Below are 14,798 nucleotides of genomic sequence, written 5' to 3' on the forward strand. Positions count from 1 at the left end.
ATGTCCGGAGACAGTGCCGCTTCGTCGCCCGGGCGGACCGGGGTGGATGCGGGGCGGCCTGTCGGACGGAAGCCCGCGGGCTCCCGCTGGGGGCGCTTCTTCGAGGGCGGACTGCTCCAGGGCGGAGTCCAGGGCAGCCCGGTCCTGAGACTGTTCATGCGCTGGGTGCGCCGGCCGCTGCTGCCCGTCATGCGGCTGTGGCGGCGCAACATCCAGCTCAAGGTCGTGGCTACGACCCTGCTGATGTCGCTGGGTGTCGTACTCCTGCTCGGCTTCGTCGTCATCGGGCAGGTGCGCAACGGCCTGCTGGACGCCAAGGTGAAGGCCTCGCAGAGCCAGGCCACCGGCGGTTTCGCGTCGGCCAAGCAGAAGGCCGACACCGCGCTGAGCGCGGACGGCGAGGACGGCGCGGGCGCGGACGGCCGCGCCAACCAGAACGTCAGCTCATGGATGGGCGACCTGGTGGAGTCGCTCTCCAGCGGCGGCCAGGGCGCCTTCGACGTCGTCACACTGCCCGCCGCCGGTGACGACAGCGGCGGGCGCGGGCCGCGTGCCTCAGGCCTCGTCGACCCCACCGCCAGCGTCCCCGAGGACCTGCGGGAGCGCGTCGACAGCGACAGCGCCCTCGCCGCCCAGAAGTACACCCGCATCCAGTACACCAACGGCACCGAGTCACAGCCGGCGCTGATCATCGGCAAGCAGGTCGACGACCCGAACGGCGACCCGTACCAGCTCTACTACCTCTTCCCGCTCACCCAGGAGGAGAAGTCGCTGAGCCTGGTCAAGGGGACGCTGGCGACGGCCGGGCTGTTCGTGGTCGTCCTTCTCGGGGCCATCGCCTGGCTCGTGGTGCGCCAGGTCGTCACGCCGGTGCGGATGGCGGCCGGGATCGCCGAGCGGCTCTCCGCGGGGCGCCTCCAGGAACGGATGAAGGTCACCGGCGAGGACGACATCGCCCGCCTCGGTGAGGCCTTCAACAAGATGGCGCAGAACCTTCAGCTGAAGATCCAGCAGCTGGAGGACCTGTCGCGGATGCAGCGGCGGTTCGTGTCCGACGTGTCGCACGAACTGCGGACGCCGCTGACGACCGTACGCATGGCCGCGGACGTCATCCATGACGCGCGCGAGGACTTCGACCCGGTGACCGCGCGGTCGGCGGAACTGCTCGCCGACCAGCTGGACCGGTTCGAGTCGCTGCTCGCCGACCTGCTGGAGATCAGCCGGTTCGACGCGGGCGCGGCGGCTCTGGAGGCGGAACCGATCGATCTGCGCGAGGTCGTGCAGCGGGTCGTCAGCGGGGCCGCGCCGCTTGCCGAGCGCAAGGGCACGCGGATACAGGTGCGGGGCGACCAGCAGCCCGTCGTCGCCGAGGCCGACGCGCGGCGTGTGGAGCGGGTGCTGCGCAACCTCGTCGTTAACGCCGTCGAGCACGGCGAGGGCCGGGACGTCGTCGTCAAGCTCGCCTCGGCCGGCGGCGCGGTCGCGGTCGCGGTGCGCGACTACGGGGTCGGGCTCAAGCCCGGCGAGGCCACGCGCGTGTTCAGCCGCTTCTGGCGGGCCGACCCGGCACGCGCGCGTACCACCGGCGGTACGGGCCTCGGGCTGTCCATCGCCCTGGAGGACGCGCGGCTGCACGGCGGCTGGCTCCAGGCGTGGGGCGAGCCGGGCGGCGGGTCGCAGTTCCGGCTGACGCTTCCGCGGACCGCGGACGAGCCGCTGAGGGGCTCGCCGATACCGCTGGAACCCAAGGACTCACGGCGTAACCGTGGACTCAACGACGCCGGACTGCCGCGCGGGGCGGACGACGGGGAGAAGCGCGCCACCGTACCGGTGCAGACGTCGGGCGAGCAGACGCCCGCGCGGACGCCGCTCGCGCCCCGGCCCGCGCCTCCCACCGCCGACCCCACCGCGCTGCCCGGCAACGGTGCGCGCGTGGTGCCGCGGCCCACGGGGCCCGCTGGTGCCCCAGGGGGCGCACGACGGGTGGACGACAGCGCGAACGGCCCGGACACGCCGCCACAGGAGGCGTCCTCGACGGACGCGTCATCGCCCGATGCCCGGAACGCCGGGTCGGAGGACCGCAGCAAGCAAGGGGAGGCCAGCCGTGGGCGCTGACCGTGTGGGGGGCGGCGGTCGGCGGCGGGCGCCGGTGCGCACGGTGGCGTACGCCGTCTGCGGTGCCGTACTGCTGGCGGGGTGCGCCTCGATGCCGGACAGCGGTGATCTGCGCGACGTGGAGTCCACGCCCAGGCAGGACACTCAGGTGCGGGTCTTCGCGCTGGAGCCCCGGGAGAACGCCGGGGCCAGGGAGATCGTCGACGGCTTCCTTGAGGCGTTGACCAGCGACGATCCCCATTTCGAGACGGCGAAGAAGTATCTGACGGCCGACGCCGCGAAGGCGTGGAAGCCCGAATCGTCGCTCACCGTGCTGGAGGACGGGCCCGGGGCGACCCCGGAGGGGTCCAACGGCCGGGACGCGACACTGGAGTCCTCGTTCCGGCTGTACGGCGACAAGGCCGCCACCATGGACGGGCGGCAGACGTACGCGCCTGCCTCCGGCAGCTACGACAAGGTGCTGCACCTCATCCGTGAGAAGAAGAGCCGGCAGTGGCGCATCGACGTGCCGCCGCCGGGCGTCGTCATCGGCAAGTCCGACTTCCTGCGCAACTACACGTCGGTCAACAAGTACTACTTCGCCTCGAACACGCCGTCCGTCGCGGGCGGTCAGCCCGTGGCCGTCGCCGACCCCGTGTACATCCGCAAGAAGGTCGACCCGATGACGCAGACGGTACGGCTGCTGCTCGCGGGCCCCTCGCGCTGGCTCGACCCGGTCGTCAGGTCGAGCTTCCCCACGGGGACGGAACTGAAGCTGAAGAAGGGCGTCACCTCGCTGACGCCCGACGAGGGCAACCGGCTCACGGTGCCGCTGAACGCCAGGACGAACCGGGTCGGCGCGGGCAGGTGCCGGGAGATGGCCGCCCAACTCCTGTTCACACTGCGGGACCTCACCCCTACCGGGGTGAAGGAGGTCGCGCTGCAGAGCTCCGACGGCACCCAGCTGTGCCTGCTCGACGAGAGCGACGCCGAGAACGCGGTGGAGCTCGGTGTGGGCGAGAACGAGTACCAGTACTTCCTCGACGCCAAGCACCGGCTGGTGCGGCTCGTGAGCGGGAGCAGCAGCACGGACGGCGTCGCGCCGGTTCCGGGCGCGCTCGGCGAGGGCACCAAGGAGCTGCGGTCGGCGGCGGTGTCCCGGGACGAGCGCCGGGCGGCCGGGGTCACGCTCGACGGCGGTTCGCTGTACGTCGGGTCGCTGGTGTCCGGTGCGTCGCTCGGCGAGGCGGTGCTGCACAGTGACGGCAAGACGCAGAACGACCGTCTCACCGCGCCCAGTTGGGACGGCGACGGCAACCTGTGGGTGGCGGACCGTGATCCGGACCGTCCGCGGCTGCTGTTCCTGAAGGACGGCGCGGGCGATCCGGTCGAGGTCTCGACTCCGGGGCTCGACGGGCGTATCGAAGCGGTGCGGACGGCGGCCGACGGGGTGCGGATCGCGCTCATCGTGGACAAGGGCGGCAAGAAGTCCCTATACATCGGGCGCGTCGAGCGCGACGACAAGGCCGACGAGGGCCGCGTCTCGGTCGTCGAACTCCGCTCGGTGACACCGCAGTTGGAGGAGGTCACCGCCATGTCCTGGGCGGGCGACAGCCGGCTGGTGCTGGTGGGCCGCGAACAGGGTGGCGTGCAGCAGATGGCGTACGTCCAGGTCGACGGCTCCACTCCGGTGGGGTCGGCGCCCGCCGCGCTCACCGGGGTGAAGGCCCTGGCCGCGTCCGAGGACGAGCAACTGCCGCTGGTCGCCTACTCGGAGGAGGACGGCATCGTCCGGCTCTCGTCGGGGTCGAAGTGGCAGCAGGTGGTCAAGGACGGGACGGCGCCGGTCTATCCCGGGTAGCTGAGGGGTGGGGGTGCGGCTCTCCGTGGGGTGCGGAGGGCTGTGCCCGCTTGCCTACGTCTGATCTGCCTGTGTGCGACCGGCCTGCGCCTGCCCTGTCTGCGCCTGCCCTGTCTGTGCGTACCGTGGCGGGTTGTCCACAGGGAGTTATCCACAGGGGTGGTCGGTCGAGGCCGGTGCGGGCACAGTGGTGGGCATGCGGGGGTGGTGGCGGGATCTCACCGATCTGGTGCTGCCGGGCGAGTGCGGAGGCTGCGGGAGGCCTCGCGCGGTGCTGTGTCCGGAGTGCCGTGACGTCCTGAACGGGAGCGCACCGCGCCGGGTGCGACCGGTGCCGGAGCCGGCGGGGCTGCCGGCGGTCCATGCGGCGGCCGCGTATGCCGACGAGGTGCGGGCGGTTCTGCTGGCCCACAAGGAACGCGGAGCGCTGGCGCTCGCGGCGCCCTTGGGGGCGGCTCTGGCGGGGGCGGTCAGGGCGGGGCTGGTGGGGGCGCAGGCGGGGGTGTGGGGGCCTGCGCAGGTGCGGGGCTGTGGTGGTGGGGCGCGGGGTGGTGGGTTGGCGGGCGGTGGGGGCTGTGGTCTGTCGGCGGCGGGTGGGGTGTCGGCTGCGGGTCGCTGTGTGGTGGCGGCGCGGGTCGACGTATCGGCGGGGGGCCGCGGTGCGACGGCGAGGGACGGTGCCTCGGTAGGAGCGTCCGCGGGGGCCGGGCTGCCGGGCGGGGCGGGTGCGTCGGTGGGCGTCAGGGGCGGTGGGGCGAGGGCCGGACGCGCGGATGGGGCCGTGTTGCTCGTGCCTGTTCCGTCCTCGCGTACGGCGGTGGCGGCGCGCGGGCATGATCCGGCTCGGCGGATCGCGCTGGCGGCGGCCGCGGAGCTTCGGCGCGGTGGGGTACCGGCGCGGGTGCTCGCGGTGCTGCGGCAGCGGCGCGCTGTGGCCGACCAGGCGGGGCTCAACTCCAGGGAACGGCTGGACAACCTCGCCGGTGCGCTTGCCGTGGTTCCCGGCGGTGGGCGGCTGCTGCTCGACGGGCCGGTCGTGCTCGTCGACGACGTCATGACGACGGGCGCGTCCCTGGCGGAGGCCGCGCGGGCCGTACGGGCGGCGATGGCGGAGGAATGGGGCGGGCGCGGGGCGATGGAGTGGGGCTGCGGGGGTGGGGTCGGGGCGGGCCCCGCGGGGTGGCGGAGGCCGGGCGAGGCGGGTGGGAGCGGGGTGATTGCGGAGGGTGGGCTGTGTGGGGTGGCGCAGGCCGGGTGTGGGCGCGTCGGGGTGGTGGGTGACGGCCGGGGAGGGCTGGGCGAGGGGACGGCAGAGGGTGGGCTGCCTGGGGCGATGGGGGTGGACTGTGGGCGTATCGGGGCGGCGGGGGACGGTGGAAGTGGTGGGGGTGGGGTGAGGGCGGAAGGCGGGCTGTGTGGGGCGGCGCAGGTGGGCTGTGGGCGCGCCGAGGTTGAGGGGGGCGGTCGGAGTGGGGGCGGCGGAGTGATGGCGACGGACGGTCGCAGCGGGGTGGCGCAGGTTGGGTGTGGGGGCGTTGGAGCGGCGCCGGCCGGGTGCGCGGGTGCCGGGGCAGCGGAGGGCGGTTGGAGTGGAGGGAGCGGGGTGATGGCGGCGGATGGGCTGTGTGGGGCGGAGGAGGAGGTGGGATGCCGGGGCGATGAGGTTGAGGGGGGCGGGGGGAGTGGGGCTGCGCGGGTTGGGTGTGACGGGGCTGGGTTCGACCGCGGTGGCCGGGGTGGAGCGGGCGGAGTGATGGCGGGGGGAATGTGCGGGGTCGGGGGCTCGGGGTTGGGGGGTGAGGGTTTGGGGGTGAGCTGGTCGTATGGAGGGGGTGAGGTGGTGGGGAATGGGTCGAGTGGGGAGCCGTTCGGGTGCGGAAGTGTCGGGGACGCCGTGTATCGGGCGGTGGCTCGGGAAGGCAGAGAGGAACGGACAGGCGGATCGGTGGAGGTGCGTGTGGGTGATCGCCGGGCCGGCGGGGCGGGAATGGCGGGCCTGAGCCGCAGTGAAGGCGTCGGTGGCGTCATCTGCGCGGCTGTGGTCGCTGCGTCGCCGGATGCCTTCGAAATAAACCGGAACTGACTGTGAACTTGCATCGTTGCAGGTAATGAGAGGACCAATTCACCTGAACGGAGGTACGCCGCGGTAGAGGGTGACGACATCCGTCCGGGCGAGATATGTTCGGTTGTGAGGAAAAGGCGCAGGCCACCCCTCTCATATCCGATTGCCGTGCTGCGGGTTTTTTCACTGTCACCCGCGCTGGTGGAGTGGAGATCTTGCCCGCGGGGGAGGAGGTGGAAGTCACCGAGTCCGAGGTTCCGGGGTCACCGGAACCTGGTGCAAAAGGGAGATGCTCCGCCGTTGGAGCGGAGTGATCCGGGAACGGAGTTCTGCGTGGACATCGTCGTCAAGGGCCGCAAGACCGAGGTGCCCGAGCGGTTCCGCAAGCACGTGGCCGAGAAGCTGAAGCTGGAGAAGATCCAGAAGCTCGACGGCAAGGTGATCAGCCTCGACGTCGAGGTGTCCAAGGAGCCCAACCCCCGACAGGCCGACCGCTGTGACCGAGTGGAGATCACGCTCCGCTCCCGCGGTCCGGTGATCCGGGCGGAGGCGGCGGCAAGCGATCCGTACGCGGCGCTCGACCTGGCGGCGGAAAAGCTGGACGCCCGGCTGCGCAAGCAGCACGACAAGCGTTTCTCGCGGCGCGGAGCACGCCGGATCTCGGCCGCCGAGGTCCCCGACCACGTGCCCGGCGCGGCGACGCTCAACGGCAACGGCCACCCCGTCCAGGAGGAAGAGCCGGACGGCGTCCCCACCAAGAAGATCGGCTCGCTGGAAGTGAAGGGCGAAGGCCCCCTCATCGTCCGCGAGAAGACCCACGTCGCCTCCCCGATGACCCTCGACCAGGCTCTGTACGAGATGGAGCTGGTCGGCCACGACTTCTATCTGTTCGTCGACTCCGAGACCAAGGAACCGAGTGTCGTCTACCGACGGCACGCCTATGACTACGGCGTCATCCACCTCAGCACGGACCCGATGGTCGCCCAGGCGCAGCCTCCCGCGGCCGGTGGCACGCTGGGTGGCTGACCCGCCCGGCTGACGGCTGAGCCGGTGCCCCTGGAGCGCGTGTGCGCCCCCAGGGGCACCGGCGTGCGACCACTTCACGCCCCGCTCGGTCACCGCGGTGTCGTCCGGGCATGGAATCATGGCCGCACCGGCCCAACCGCTGGGCCGTTGCCTTGGGTTGGCGATGGCACAGGACCAGCCACAGCCTTCAGGGGGAGGAACGATGGCGGACACTTTCGGACCGATGCATGACGGGGACGCCGACGACGGCGTTACCGACATGGGCCCGGACACGGGCTCTCCACGCAAGGAGCCGATCCGTGTCCTGGTCGTGGACGACCACGCCCTCTTCCGGCGGGGACTGGAGATCGTGCTCGCGGCCGAGGAGGACATCCAGGTCGTGGGCGAGGCGGGCGACGGCGCCGAGGCCGTCGACAAGGCCGCCGACCTGCTGCCCGACATCGTCCTGATGGACGTACGGATGCCCAAGCGGGGCGGTATCGAGGCCTGCACCTCCATCAAGGAGGTCGCACCCAGCGCGAAGATCATCATGCTGACGATCAGCGACGAGGAGGCCGACCTCTACGAGGCGATCAAGGCGGGCGCGACCGGTTATCTCCTCAAGGAGATCTCCACGGACGAGGTGGCGACCGCCATTCGCGCAGTGGCCGACGGACAGTCGCAGATCAGCCCGTCCATGGCGTCGAAGCTGCTCACCGAGTTCAAGTCGATGATCCAGCGGACCGATGAGCGTCGGCTGGTGCCCGCGCCGCGGCTCACGGACCGGGAACTGGAAGTCCTCAAGCTTGTCGCCACCGGAATGAACAACCGCGATATCGCCAAGGAGTTGTTCATCTCCGAGAACACCGTGAAGAACCATGTGCGCAACATCCTGGAGAAGCTGCAGCTGCACTCCAGGATGGAGGCCGTCGTCTATGCGATGCGGGAGAAGATCCTAGAGATCCGCTAGCGCCTTGGTGAGGGGCGCGCGCAGTTCGGGCGCGTCCACCCGCTCCACGCGTACGTCCGTGCAGTCCACCCAGCTCGCCGCCTCGACCAGCGCCTGGGCGACCGCCGGGACCGCCTTCGGGCCGTCCAGCGTGACCTGCCGGGCCACCAGGGTGCTGCCCTCGCGCGCCGGGTCCACGCGGCCGACGAGACGGCCGCCAGCCAGGACCGGCATCGCGAAGTAGCCGTGGATCCGCTTCGGCTTGGGGACGTAGGCCTCCAGGCGGTGGGTGAAGCCGAAGATCCGCTCCGTACGCGCCCGTTCCCAGATCAGGGAGTCGAACGGCGACAGCAGGGTCGTACGGTGGCGGCCGCGCGGCGGGGTTCCAAGGGCCTCCGGGTCGGCCCAGGCCGGCTTGCCCCAGCCCTCGACCGTGACCGGGACCAGGCCCGAGTCGGCGATCACCGCGTCGACCTGCTCGGCCTTGAGACGGTGGTAGTCGGCGATGTCCGCGCGCGTGCCGACGCCCAGGGACTGCCCGGCGAGGCGGACCAGACGGCGCAGGCACTCGGCGTCGTCCAGCTCGTCGTGCAGCAGCGCCTCGGGGACGGCGCGCTCGGCGAGGTCGTACACCCGCTTCCAGCCGCGGCGCTCCACACAGACGACCTCGCCGTACATGAGGGCCCGCTCCACGGCGACCTTGGTGCCCGACCAGTCCCACCACTCGCTGGTCTTCTTCGCGCCGCCCAACTCCGTGGCCGTGAGGGGGCCTTCGGTGCGGAGCTGCTTGATGACCTGCTCGTAGGTGCCCTCGGGGAGGTCGTGGTTCCAGTGCGGGCGGCTGCGGTAGGCGCGGCGGCGGAACGCGAAGTGGGGCCATTCCTCGATGGGGAGGATGCAGGCCGCGTGGGACCAGTACTCGAAGGCGTTGGGTCGTGCCGGAGGCGCGCCAACGGATGCAGTGGTCCAGTACGCGTTCTCGACGGTCTTGCGGCCGACCGCTCCCAGGCGGGCGTAGGGGATGAGTTCATGGGAGCGGGCGAGGACCGAGATGGTGTCGAGCTGGACCGCGCCCAGGTGGCGCAGGACGCCGCGGACGCCGGAGCGGCGGTCGGGGGTGCCGAGGAAACCCTGGGCGCGCAGGGCGATGCGGCGGGCTTCGTCGGCGGTCAGTTCGGTCGAGGGACGCGGGGTCGTCATGATGCGGACGATAGGCGCCGGCACTGACAACGGGGCGTGAGCTGCGCCATCGCTACGGCAGCTCGGTGCGCGCCGGCAGATACGGTGCCGTCGAGGGCAGACCCAGGTCCGACGGGAGCAGCGAGCCCACCCAGCAGTCCCGGCGTACGCCCTGGTGGACGAGGCCGGAACGCAGCACGCCCTCGACGGTGAAACCACAGCGCTCCGCCACCGCGCGCGAGGGACGGTTGCCGACCTCCGCGCGCCATTCCACGCGGTCGATCGACAGCTGGGTGAAGGCCCAGCGGGCCGCGGCGAGGACGGCCTCGGTGACATAACCGTTGCCCCGGTGCTCCTTCGTGCCCCAGAAACCAACCTCTGCCGCGCTCATGGAACGCATGGAAAGGCCGAGCATGCCCACCAGTTCCTCCCCTTCGGGGAGGAAGAGGCCCCACGTGAGACTGGAGCCGTTCGCCCAGCCGTCCGGGACCAGTTGGTCCGTGAAGCTCTCGGCGTGCTCGCGCAGGTAGGGCGAGGGGATCGTGGTCCAGCGCTGGATCTCGGGATCCTGGGCGGCCTCGTACACGGTGTCGGTGTCCGGTGGGCCGACCGTGCGCAGCAGGAGGCGGCCGGTGGTGAGCGTGACGGGTTCCATCGGCCGATTCTGCTCGGGGATTCACGACAAGCGCCATCTTTTTGCGGTGTGTGAGCGCGTGATCACTTTTCGCGCAATTCGTCGAGGGAGGGCGGCACCATCGGTGACCCCCGGCCGTTGTCCCCTTTGACGGAGATTTGAAGCAGCGGACCGTCGGCGTCCCCGGCAGGCTCCCGGCGTGGCCATGTCCTCGCATACGATGGCCGTTGCTCAGTCAGTCAAATGGAAACCGACCGTCCCAGGCCCGACCGGCAAGGAGACCAACCCCCGTGTCCGTCCTCTCGAAGATCATGCGTGCAGGCGAAGGCAAGATCCTGCGCAAGCTGCACCGCATCGCGGACCAGGTCAACTCCATCGAAGAGGACTTCGTCGACCTCTCCGACGCCGAGCTGCGGGCCCTCACCGATGAGTACAAGCAGCGGTACATCGATGGTGAGACGCTGGACGACCTGCTCCCCGAGGCGTTCGCCACCGTGCGCGAGGCCGCCAAGCGCGCCCTCGGCCAGCGTCACTACGACGTGCAGATCATGGGTGGCGCGGCCCTCCACCTCGGCTATGTGGCCGAGATGAAGACCGGTGAGGGCAAGACCCTCGTCGGCACCCTGCCCGCTTATCTCAACGCGCTGTCCGGCAAGGGCGTTCACCTGATCACGGTCAACGACTACCTGGCCGAGCGCGACTCCGAGATGATGGGCCGGGTCCACAAGTTCCTGGGCCTGGAAGTCGGCTGCATCCTCGCCAACATGACGCCGGCCCAGCGCCGCGAGCAGTACGCCTGTGACATCACGTACGGCACGAACAACGAGTTCGGCTTCGACTACCTGCGCGACAACATGGCGTGGTCCAAGGACGAGCTCGTCCAGCGCGGCCACAACTTCGCCATCGTCGACGAGGTCGACTCCATCCTGGTCGACGAGGCCCGTACGCCGCTGATCATCTCCGGCCCGGCCGACCAGGCCACCAAGTGGTACGGCGACTTCGCCAAGCTGGTCACCCGCCTGAAGAAGGGCGAGGCCGGCAACCCTCTCAAGGGCATCGAGGAGACCGGCGACTACGAGGTCGACGAGAAGAAGCGCACCGTCGCCATCCACGAGGCCGGTGTCGCCAAGGTCGAGGACTGGCTGGGCATCGACAACCTCTACGAGTCGGTGAACACGCCTCTGGTGGGCTACCTGAACAACGCCATCAAGGCGAAGGAGCTCTTCAAGAAGGACAAGGACTACGTCGTCATGGACGGCGAAGTCATGATCGTCGACGAGCACACCGGCCGTATCCTCGCCGGCCGCCGCTACAACGAGGGCATGCACCAGGCGATCGAGGCGAAGGAAGGGGTGGACATCAAGGACGAGAACCAGACGCTCGCCACGATCACCCTCCAGAACTTCTTCCGCCTCTACAAGCGCCACGACCACGACGGCAAGGAACAGCCCGGTCTGTGCGGCATGACCGGTACGGCGATGACCGAGGCCGCCGAGTTCCACCAGATCTACAAGCTCGGCGTCGTCCCGATCCCGACCAACAAGCCGATGATCCGCAAGGACCAGTCGGACCTGATCTACCGCACCGAGGTCGCCAAGTTCGAGGCGGTCGTCGACGACATCGTCGAGAAGCACGAGAAGGGCCAGCCGATCCTCGTCGGCACCACCTCGGTCGAGAAGTCCGAGTACCTCTCGCAGCAGCTCAGCAAGCGCGGTGTGCAGCACGAGGTGCTGAACGCCAAGCAGCACGACCGGGAGGCGACGATCGTCGCCCAGGCCGGCCGCAAGGGCGCCGTCACCGTGGCCACCAACATGGCCGGCCGTGGTACCGACATCAAGCTCGGCGGCAACCCCGAGGACCTCGCCGAGGCGGAGCTGCGCCAGCGCGGCCTCGACCCCGAGGAGCACATCGAGGAGTGGGCGCAGGCCCTGCCGGCCGCCCTGGAGCGGGCCGAGCAGGCGGTCAAGGCGGAGTTCGAGGAGGTCAAGGACCTCGGCGGGCTGTACGTGCTGGGCACCGAGCGGCATGAGTCGCGTCGTATCGACAACCAGCTGCGCGGCCGTTCCGGCCGTCAGGGCGACCCGGGCGAGTCCCGCTTCTACCTGTCGCTGGGCGACGACCTGATGCGTCTGTTCAAGGCTCAGATGGTCGAGCGCGTGATGTCCATGGCGAACGTGCCGGACGACGTGCCGATCGAGAACAAGATGGTCACGCGCGCGATCGCGTCCGCCCAGTCGCAGGTCGAGCAGCAGAACTTCGAGACCCGTAAGAACGTCCTGAAGTACGACGAGGTCCTCAACCGCCAGCGCGAGGTCATCTACGGCGAGCGGCGCCGCGTCCTGGAGGGCGAGGACCTGCAGGAGCAGGTCGTGCACTTCATGGACGACACCATCGACGAGTACATCAGCGCGGAGACCGCCGAGGGCTTCGCGGAGGACTGGGATCTCGACCGGTTGTGGGGCGCCTTCAAGCAGCTCTACCCGGTGAAGATCACCGTCGAGGAGCTGGAGGAAGCGGCCGGCGACCGGGCCGGGCTGACCGCCGACTTCATCGCCGAGTCCATCAAGGACGACATCCACGAGCAGTACGAGGCGCGTGAGGCGCAGCTCGGCTCCGAGATCATGCGTGAGCTGGAGCGCCGGGTCGTGCTGTCGGTCCTGGACCGCAAGTGGCGCGAGCACCTCTACGAGATGGACTACCTCCAGGAGGGCATCGGCCTGCGCGCGATGGCGCAGAAGGACCCGCTGGTCGAGTACCAGCGCGAGGGCTTCGACATGTTCACCGCCATGATGGAGGGCATCAAGGAGGAGTCCGTCGGCTACCTGTTCAACCTGGAGGTCCAGGTCGAGCAGCAGGTCGAGGAGGTCCCCGTCGAGGATGCCGCGCCGTCGCTGGAGAAGCAGGACTCGGTCCCGGCGCAGGCCGGTGCCCGTCCGGAGATCCGCGCCAAGGGGCTCGACGCCCCGCAGCGTCGGGATCTGCACTTCTCCGCGCCGACCGTGGACGGCGAGGGCGGTGTCGTCGAGGGCGAGTTCGCCGACGACGACGAGCCGGTGCGTTCCGAGGCGGACGGTCTGACGCGCGCGGAGCGGCGCAAGCAGGCGCGCGGTGGGCGTCGCCGTAAGAAGTGACGGTGTCTGTGACGCCGTAGCGGATTGAAGGGCCGGGCCACCTCAGGTGGCCCGGCCCTTCGTCGTACCGGAGAGGCGGCTGCGGCTACTTGGGGTCGCGGTCGTAGACCGCCTTCGACCAGCGGTAGCCGAGGGCTGCGAGGCCGAGGCACCAGGCGAGGGCGAGCCAGCCGTTGTGGCCGATCTCGGTGCCGAGGAGGAGGCCGCGGAGGGTCTCGATGGCGGGGGTGAAGGGCTGGTACTCGGCGATGGGCTGGAACCAGCCGGGCATGGCGTCGATGGGGACGAAGGTGCTGGAGATCAGGGGCAGGAAGATCAGTGGCATGGCGTTGTTGGAGGCGGCTTCGGCGTTGGGGCTGACGAGCCCCATGCCGACGGCGATCCAGGTCAGCGCCAGGGCGAACAGGGTGAGGAGTCCGAAGGCGGCGAGCCATTCCAGGAGGGTGGCGTCGGTGGAGCGGAAGCCGATGGCGACACCGACCGCGCCGACGAGAACCACGCTCATCACGCATTGCAGGACGCTTCCCACGACGTGTCCGACGAGCACGGAGCCGCGGTGGATGGCCATGGTGCGCAAGCGGGCGATGATGCCCTCGGTCATGTCCATCGCGACGGACACCGCGGTGCCGATCGTGGTGCCGCCGATCGTCATCAGCAGCAGGCCCGGCACCACGTAGGCGATGTAGGCGGAGCGGTCGGCACTGCCGCCGATGCCGGCGCTCATGGTGTCGCCGAAGACGTAGACGAACAGCAGCAACAGCATGACCGGGGTGAGCAGCAGGTTCAGCGTCATGGACGGATAGCGGCGTACGTGCAGCAGATTGCGCCGCACCATCGTGGACGAGTCGCGCACGGCGAGGGCGAGGGCACTCATCGCACAGCTCCCTTCGGCTGGTCGGTGTCGTCGGTGAGGGCGAAGAAGACGTCGTCGAGGTCGGGGGTGTGGACGGTCAGTTCGTCGGCCTCGATGCCTGCGGTGTCCAACTGGTCGAGCAGGGCGCGGAGTTGGCGCTGGCTGCCGTCGCTGGGGATGCGCAGGGTGAGGGCTTCGTCGTTCTGGGTGGTGTCGGTCAGGGTGGAGGCGGCGGTGCGGTAGGCGGTGGGGTCGGTGAAGCGGAGTTGGATGTGTCCGCCGGGGATGAGGCGTTTGAGTTCGTCGGCGGTGCCTTGGGCGGCGATCTTGCCGTTGTTCAGGACGGCGATGCGGTCGGCGAGTTCGTCGGCTTCTTCGAGGTATTGGGTGGTGAGGAAGACGGTGACGCCGTGGGTGACGAGTTCGCGGATGATCTGCCACATGGTGTGGCGGGAGCGGGGGTCGAGGCCGGTGGTGGGTTCGTCGAGGAAGATGATGCGGGGGCTGCCCACCAACGTCATGGCGATGTCGAGGCGGCGTTTCATGCCGCCGGAGTAGGTGGAGGCGGGCTTCTTGGCGGCGTCGGTGAGGTTGAAGCGTTCGAGTAGTTCGGCGGTGATCCGGCGGCCTTCTGTTTTGGGGAGGTGGTGGAGGTCGGCCATGAGGAGCATGTTCTCCTCGCCGGTGATCAGGCCGTCGACGGCGGAGAACTGGCCGGTGACGCCGATGCTGGCGCGCACTGCCTGGGGTGTGGTGGTGAGGTCGTGGCCGGCGATGTGGGCGGTGCCGGCGTCGGGGGTGATGAGGGTGGAGAGGATTTTCACGGCGGTGGTCTTGCCGGCGCCGTTCGGGCCGAGCAGGGCGAAGACCGAGCCTGCCGGGATGTGCAGGTCGATCCCGTCGAGGACGACCTTGTCGCCGTACGACTTGCGCAGACCGGTGGTGGACACGGCGACCGGGGACGGATCACCGTCCTGCCGTGTAGACGTGGACATGACAGATGAAGGCATGGAGCCCTCCGCTCGAAGGC

At 70.0% G+C, this 14,798-nt stretch carries 9 protein-coding genes and 1 pseudogene; 6 read left to right on the forward strand and 4 right to left on the reverse strand.

The genetic code is table 11. The features are described 5' to 3' along the window. The 5 genes and pseudogenes from mtrB to OG885_RS27470 all read left to right on the forward strand — a co-directional run bounded on the left by mtrB (position 1) and on the right by OG885_RS27470 (position 7,992). Positions 1-2,115 (forward strand): MtrAB system histidine kinase MtrB, encoded by a 2,115-nt coding sequence (mtrB, locus tag OG885_RS27450; protein WP_405736176.1) that lies wholly within the window; start codon positions 1-3, stop codon positions 2,113-2,115. Then, on the forward strand, positions 2,105-3,955 hold the full coding sequence (locus tag OG885_RS27455) for an LpqB family beta-propeller domain-containing protein (protein ID WP_405736179.1): 1,851 nt from the start codon (positions 2,105-2,107) through the stop codon (positions 3,953-3,955). The genes mtrB and OG885_RS27455 overlap by 11 nt, the downstream gene beginning before the upstream one ends. A gap of 196 nt (positions 3,956-4,151) precedes the next feature. Beyond that, positions 4,152-4,526, forward strand: a pseudogene (locus OG885_RS27460) (ComF family protein); the annotation flags it as partial. 1,824 nt (positions 4,527-6,350) lie between these two features. After that, positions 6,351-7,043, forward strand: coding sequence for a ribosome hibernation-promoting factor, HPF/YfiA family (gene hpf, locus OG885_RS27465; RefSeq protein WP_399966903.1), 693 nt, complete (start codon positions 6,351-6,353; stop codon positions 7,041-7,043). 202 nt (positions 7,044-7,245) lie between these two features. Beyond that, positions 7,246-7,992: a response regulator gene (locus OG885_RS27470; RefSeq protein ID WP_405736182.1), complete on the forward strand. Its 747-nt coding sequence runs from the start codon at positions 7,246-7,248 to the stop codon at positions 7,990-7,992. Here OG885_RS27470 and OG885_RS27475 read toward each other — a convergent pair. Next, on the reverse strand, positions 7,978-9,171 hold the full coding sequence (locus OG885_RS27475; protein ID WP_405736184.1) for a winged helix-turn-helix domain-containing protein: 1,194 nt from the start codon (positions 9,169-9,171) through the stop codon (positions 7,978-7,980). The two genes, OG885_RS27470 and OG885_RS27475, sit on opposite strands and share 15 nt — an antisense overlap. Before the next feature lie 52 nt (positions 9,172-9,223). Next, on the reverse strand, positions 9,224-9,805 hold the full coding sequence (locus tag OG885_RS27480; RefSeq protein ID WP_405736187.1) for a GNAT family N-acetyltransferase: 582 nt from the start codon (positions 9,803-9,805) through the stop codon (positions 9,224-9,226). A gap of 269 nt (positions 9,806-10,074) precedes the next feature. Between OG885_RS27480 and secA the strand changes: the two genes are divergently transcribed. Then, positions 10,075-12,915, forward strand: a complete 2,841-nt coding sequence (gene secA, locus OG885_RS27485; protein WP_405736190.1) for a preprotein translocase subunit SecA — start codon at positions 10,075-10,077, stop codon at positions 12,913-12,915. Between the two features lie 85 nt (positions 12,916-13,000). On the opposite strand, the gene OG885_RS27490 is transcribed toward secA, so the two are convergent. Next, entirely contained in the window at positions 13,001-13,789 is a 789-nt protein-coding gene (locus tag OG885_RS27490; RefSeq protein WP_405736192.1) for an ABC transporter permease, read from the reverse strand. Next, entirely contained in the window at positions 13,786-14,778 is a 993-nt protein-coding gene (locus OG885_RS27495; protein ID WP_405736195.1) for an ATP-binding cassette domain-containing protein, read from the reverse strand. The genes OG885_RS27490 and OG885_RS27495 overlap by 4 nt, the downstream gene beginning before the upstream one ends. Between the last annotated feature and the right edge of the window lie 20 nt (positions 14,779-14,798).

Source organism: Streptomyces sp. NBC_00028 (assembly GCF_045041065.1).
Taxonomy (GTDB): domain Bacteria; phylum Actinomycetota; class Actinomycetes; order Streptomycetales; family Streptomycetaceae; genus Streptomyces.

Bases quoted from the DNA above. Each gene is read 5' to 3' on its own strand.
- OG885_RS27480 (WP_405736187.1), bottom strand. From the start codon at position 9,805: ATGGAACCCGTCACGCTCACCACCGGCCGCCTCCTGCTGCGCACGGTC.
- OG885_RS27490 (WP_405736192.1), bottom strand. From the start codon at position 13,789: ATGAGTGCCCTCGCCCTCGCCGTGCGCGACTCGTCCACGATGGTGCGG.
- OG885_RS27470 (WP_405736182.1), top strand. From the start codon at position 7,246: ATGGCGGACACTTTCGGACCGATGCATGACGGGGACGCCGACGACGGC.
- mtrB (WP_405736176.1), top strand. From the start codon at position 1: ATGTCCGGAGACAGTGCCGCTTCGTCGCCCGGGCGGACCGGGGTGGAT.
- OG885_RS27475 (WP_405736184.1), bottom strand. From the start codon at position 9,171: ATGACGACCCCGCGTCCCTCGACCGAACTGACCGCCGACGAAGCCCGC.
- OG885_RS27495 (WP_405736195.1), bottom strand. From the start codon at position 14,778: ATGCCTTCATCTGTCATGTCCACGTCTACACGGCAGGACGGTGATCCG.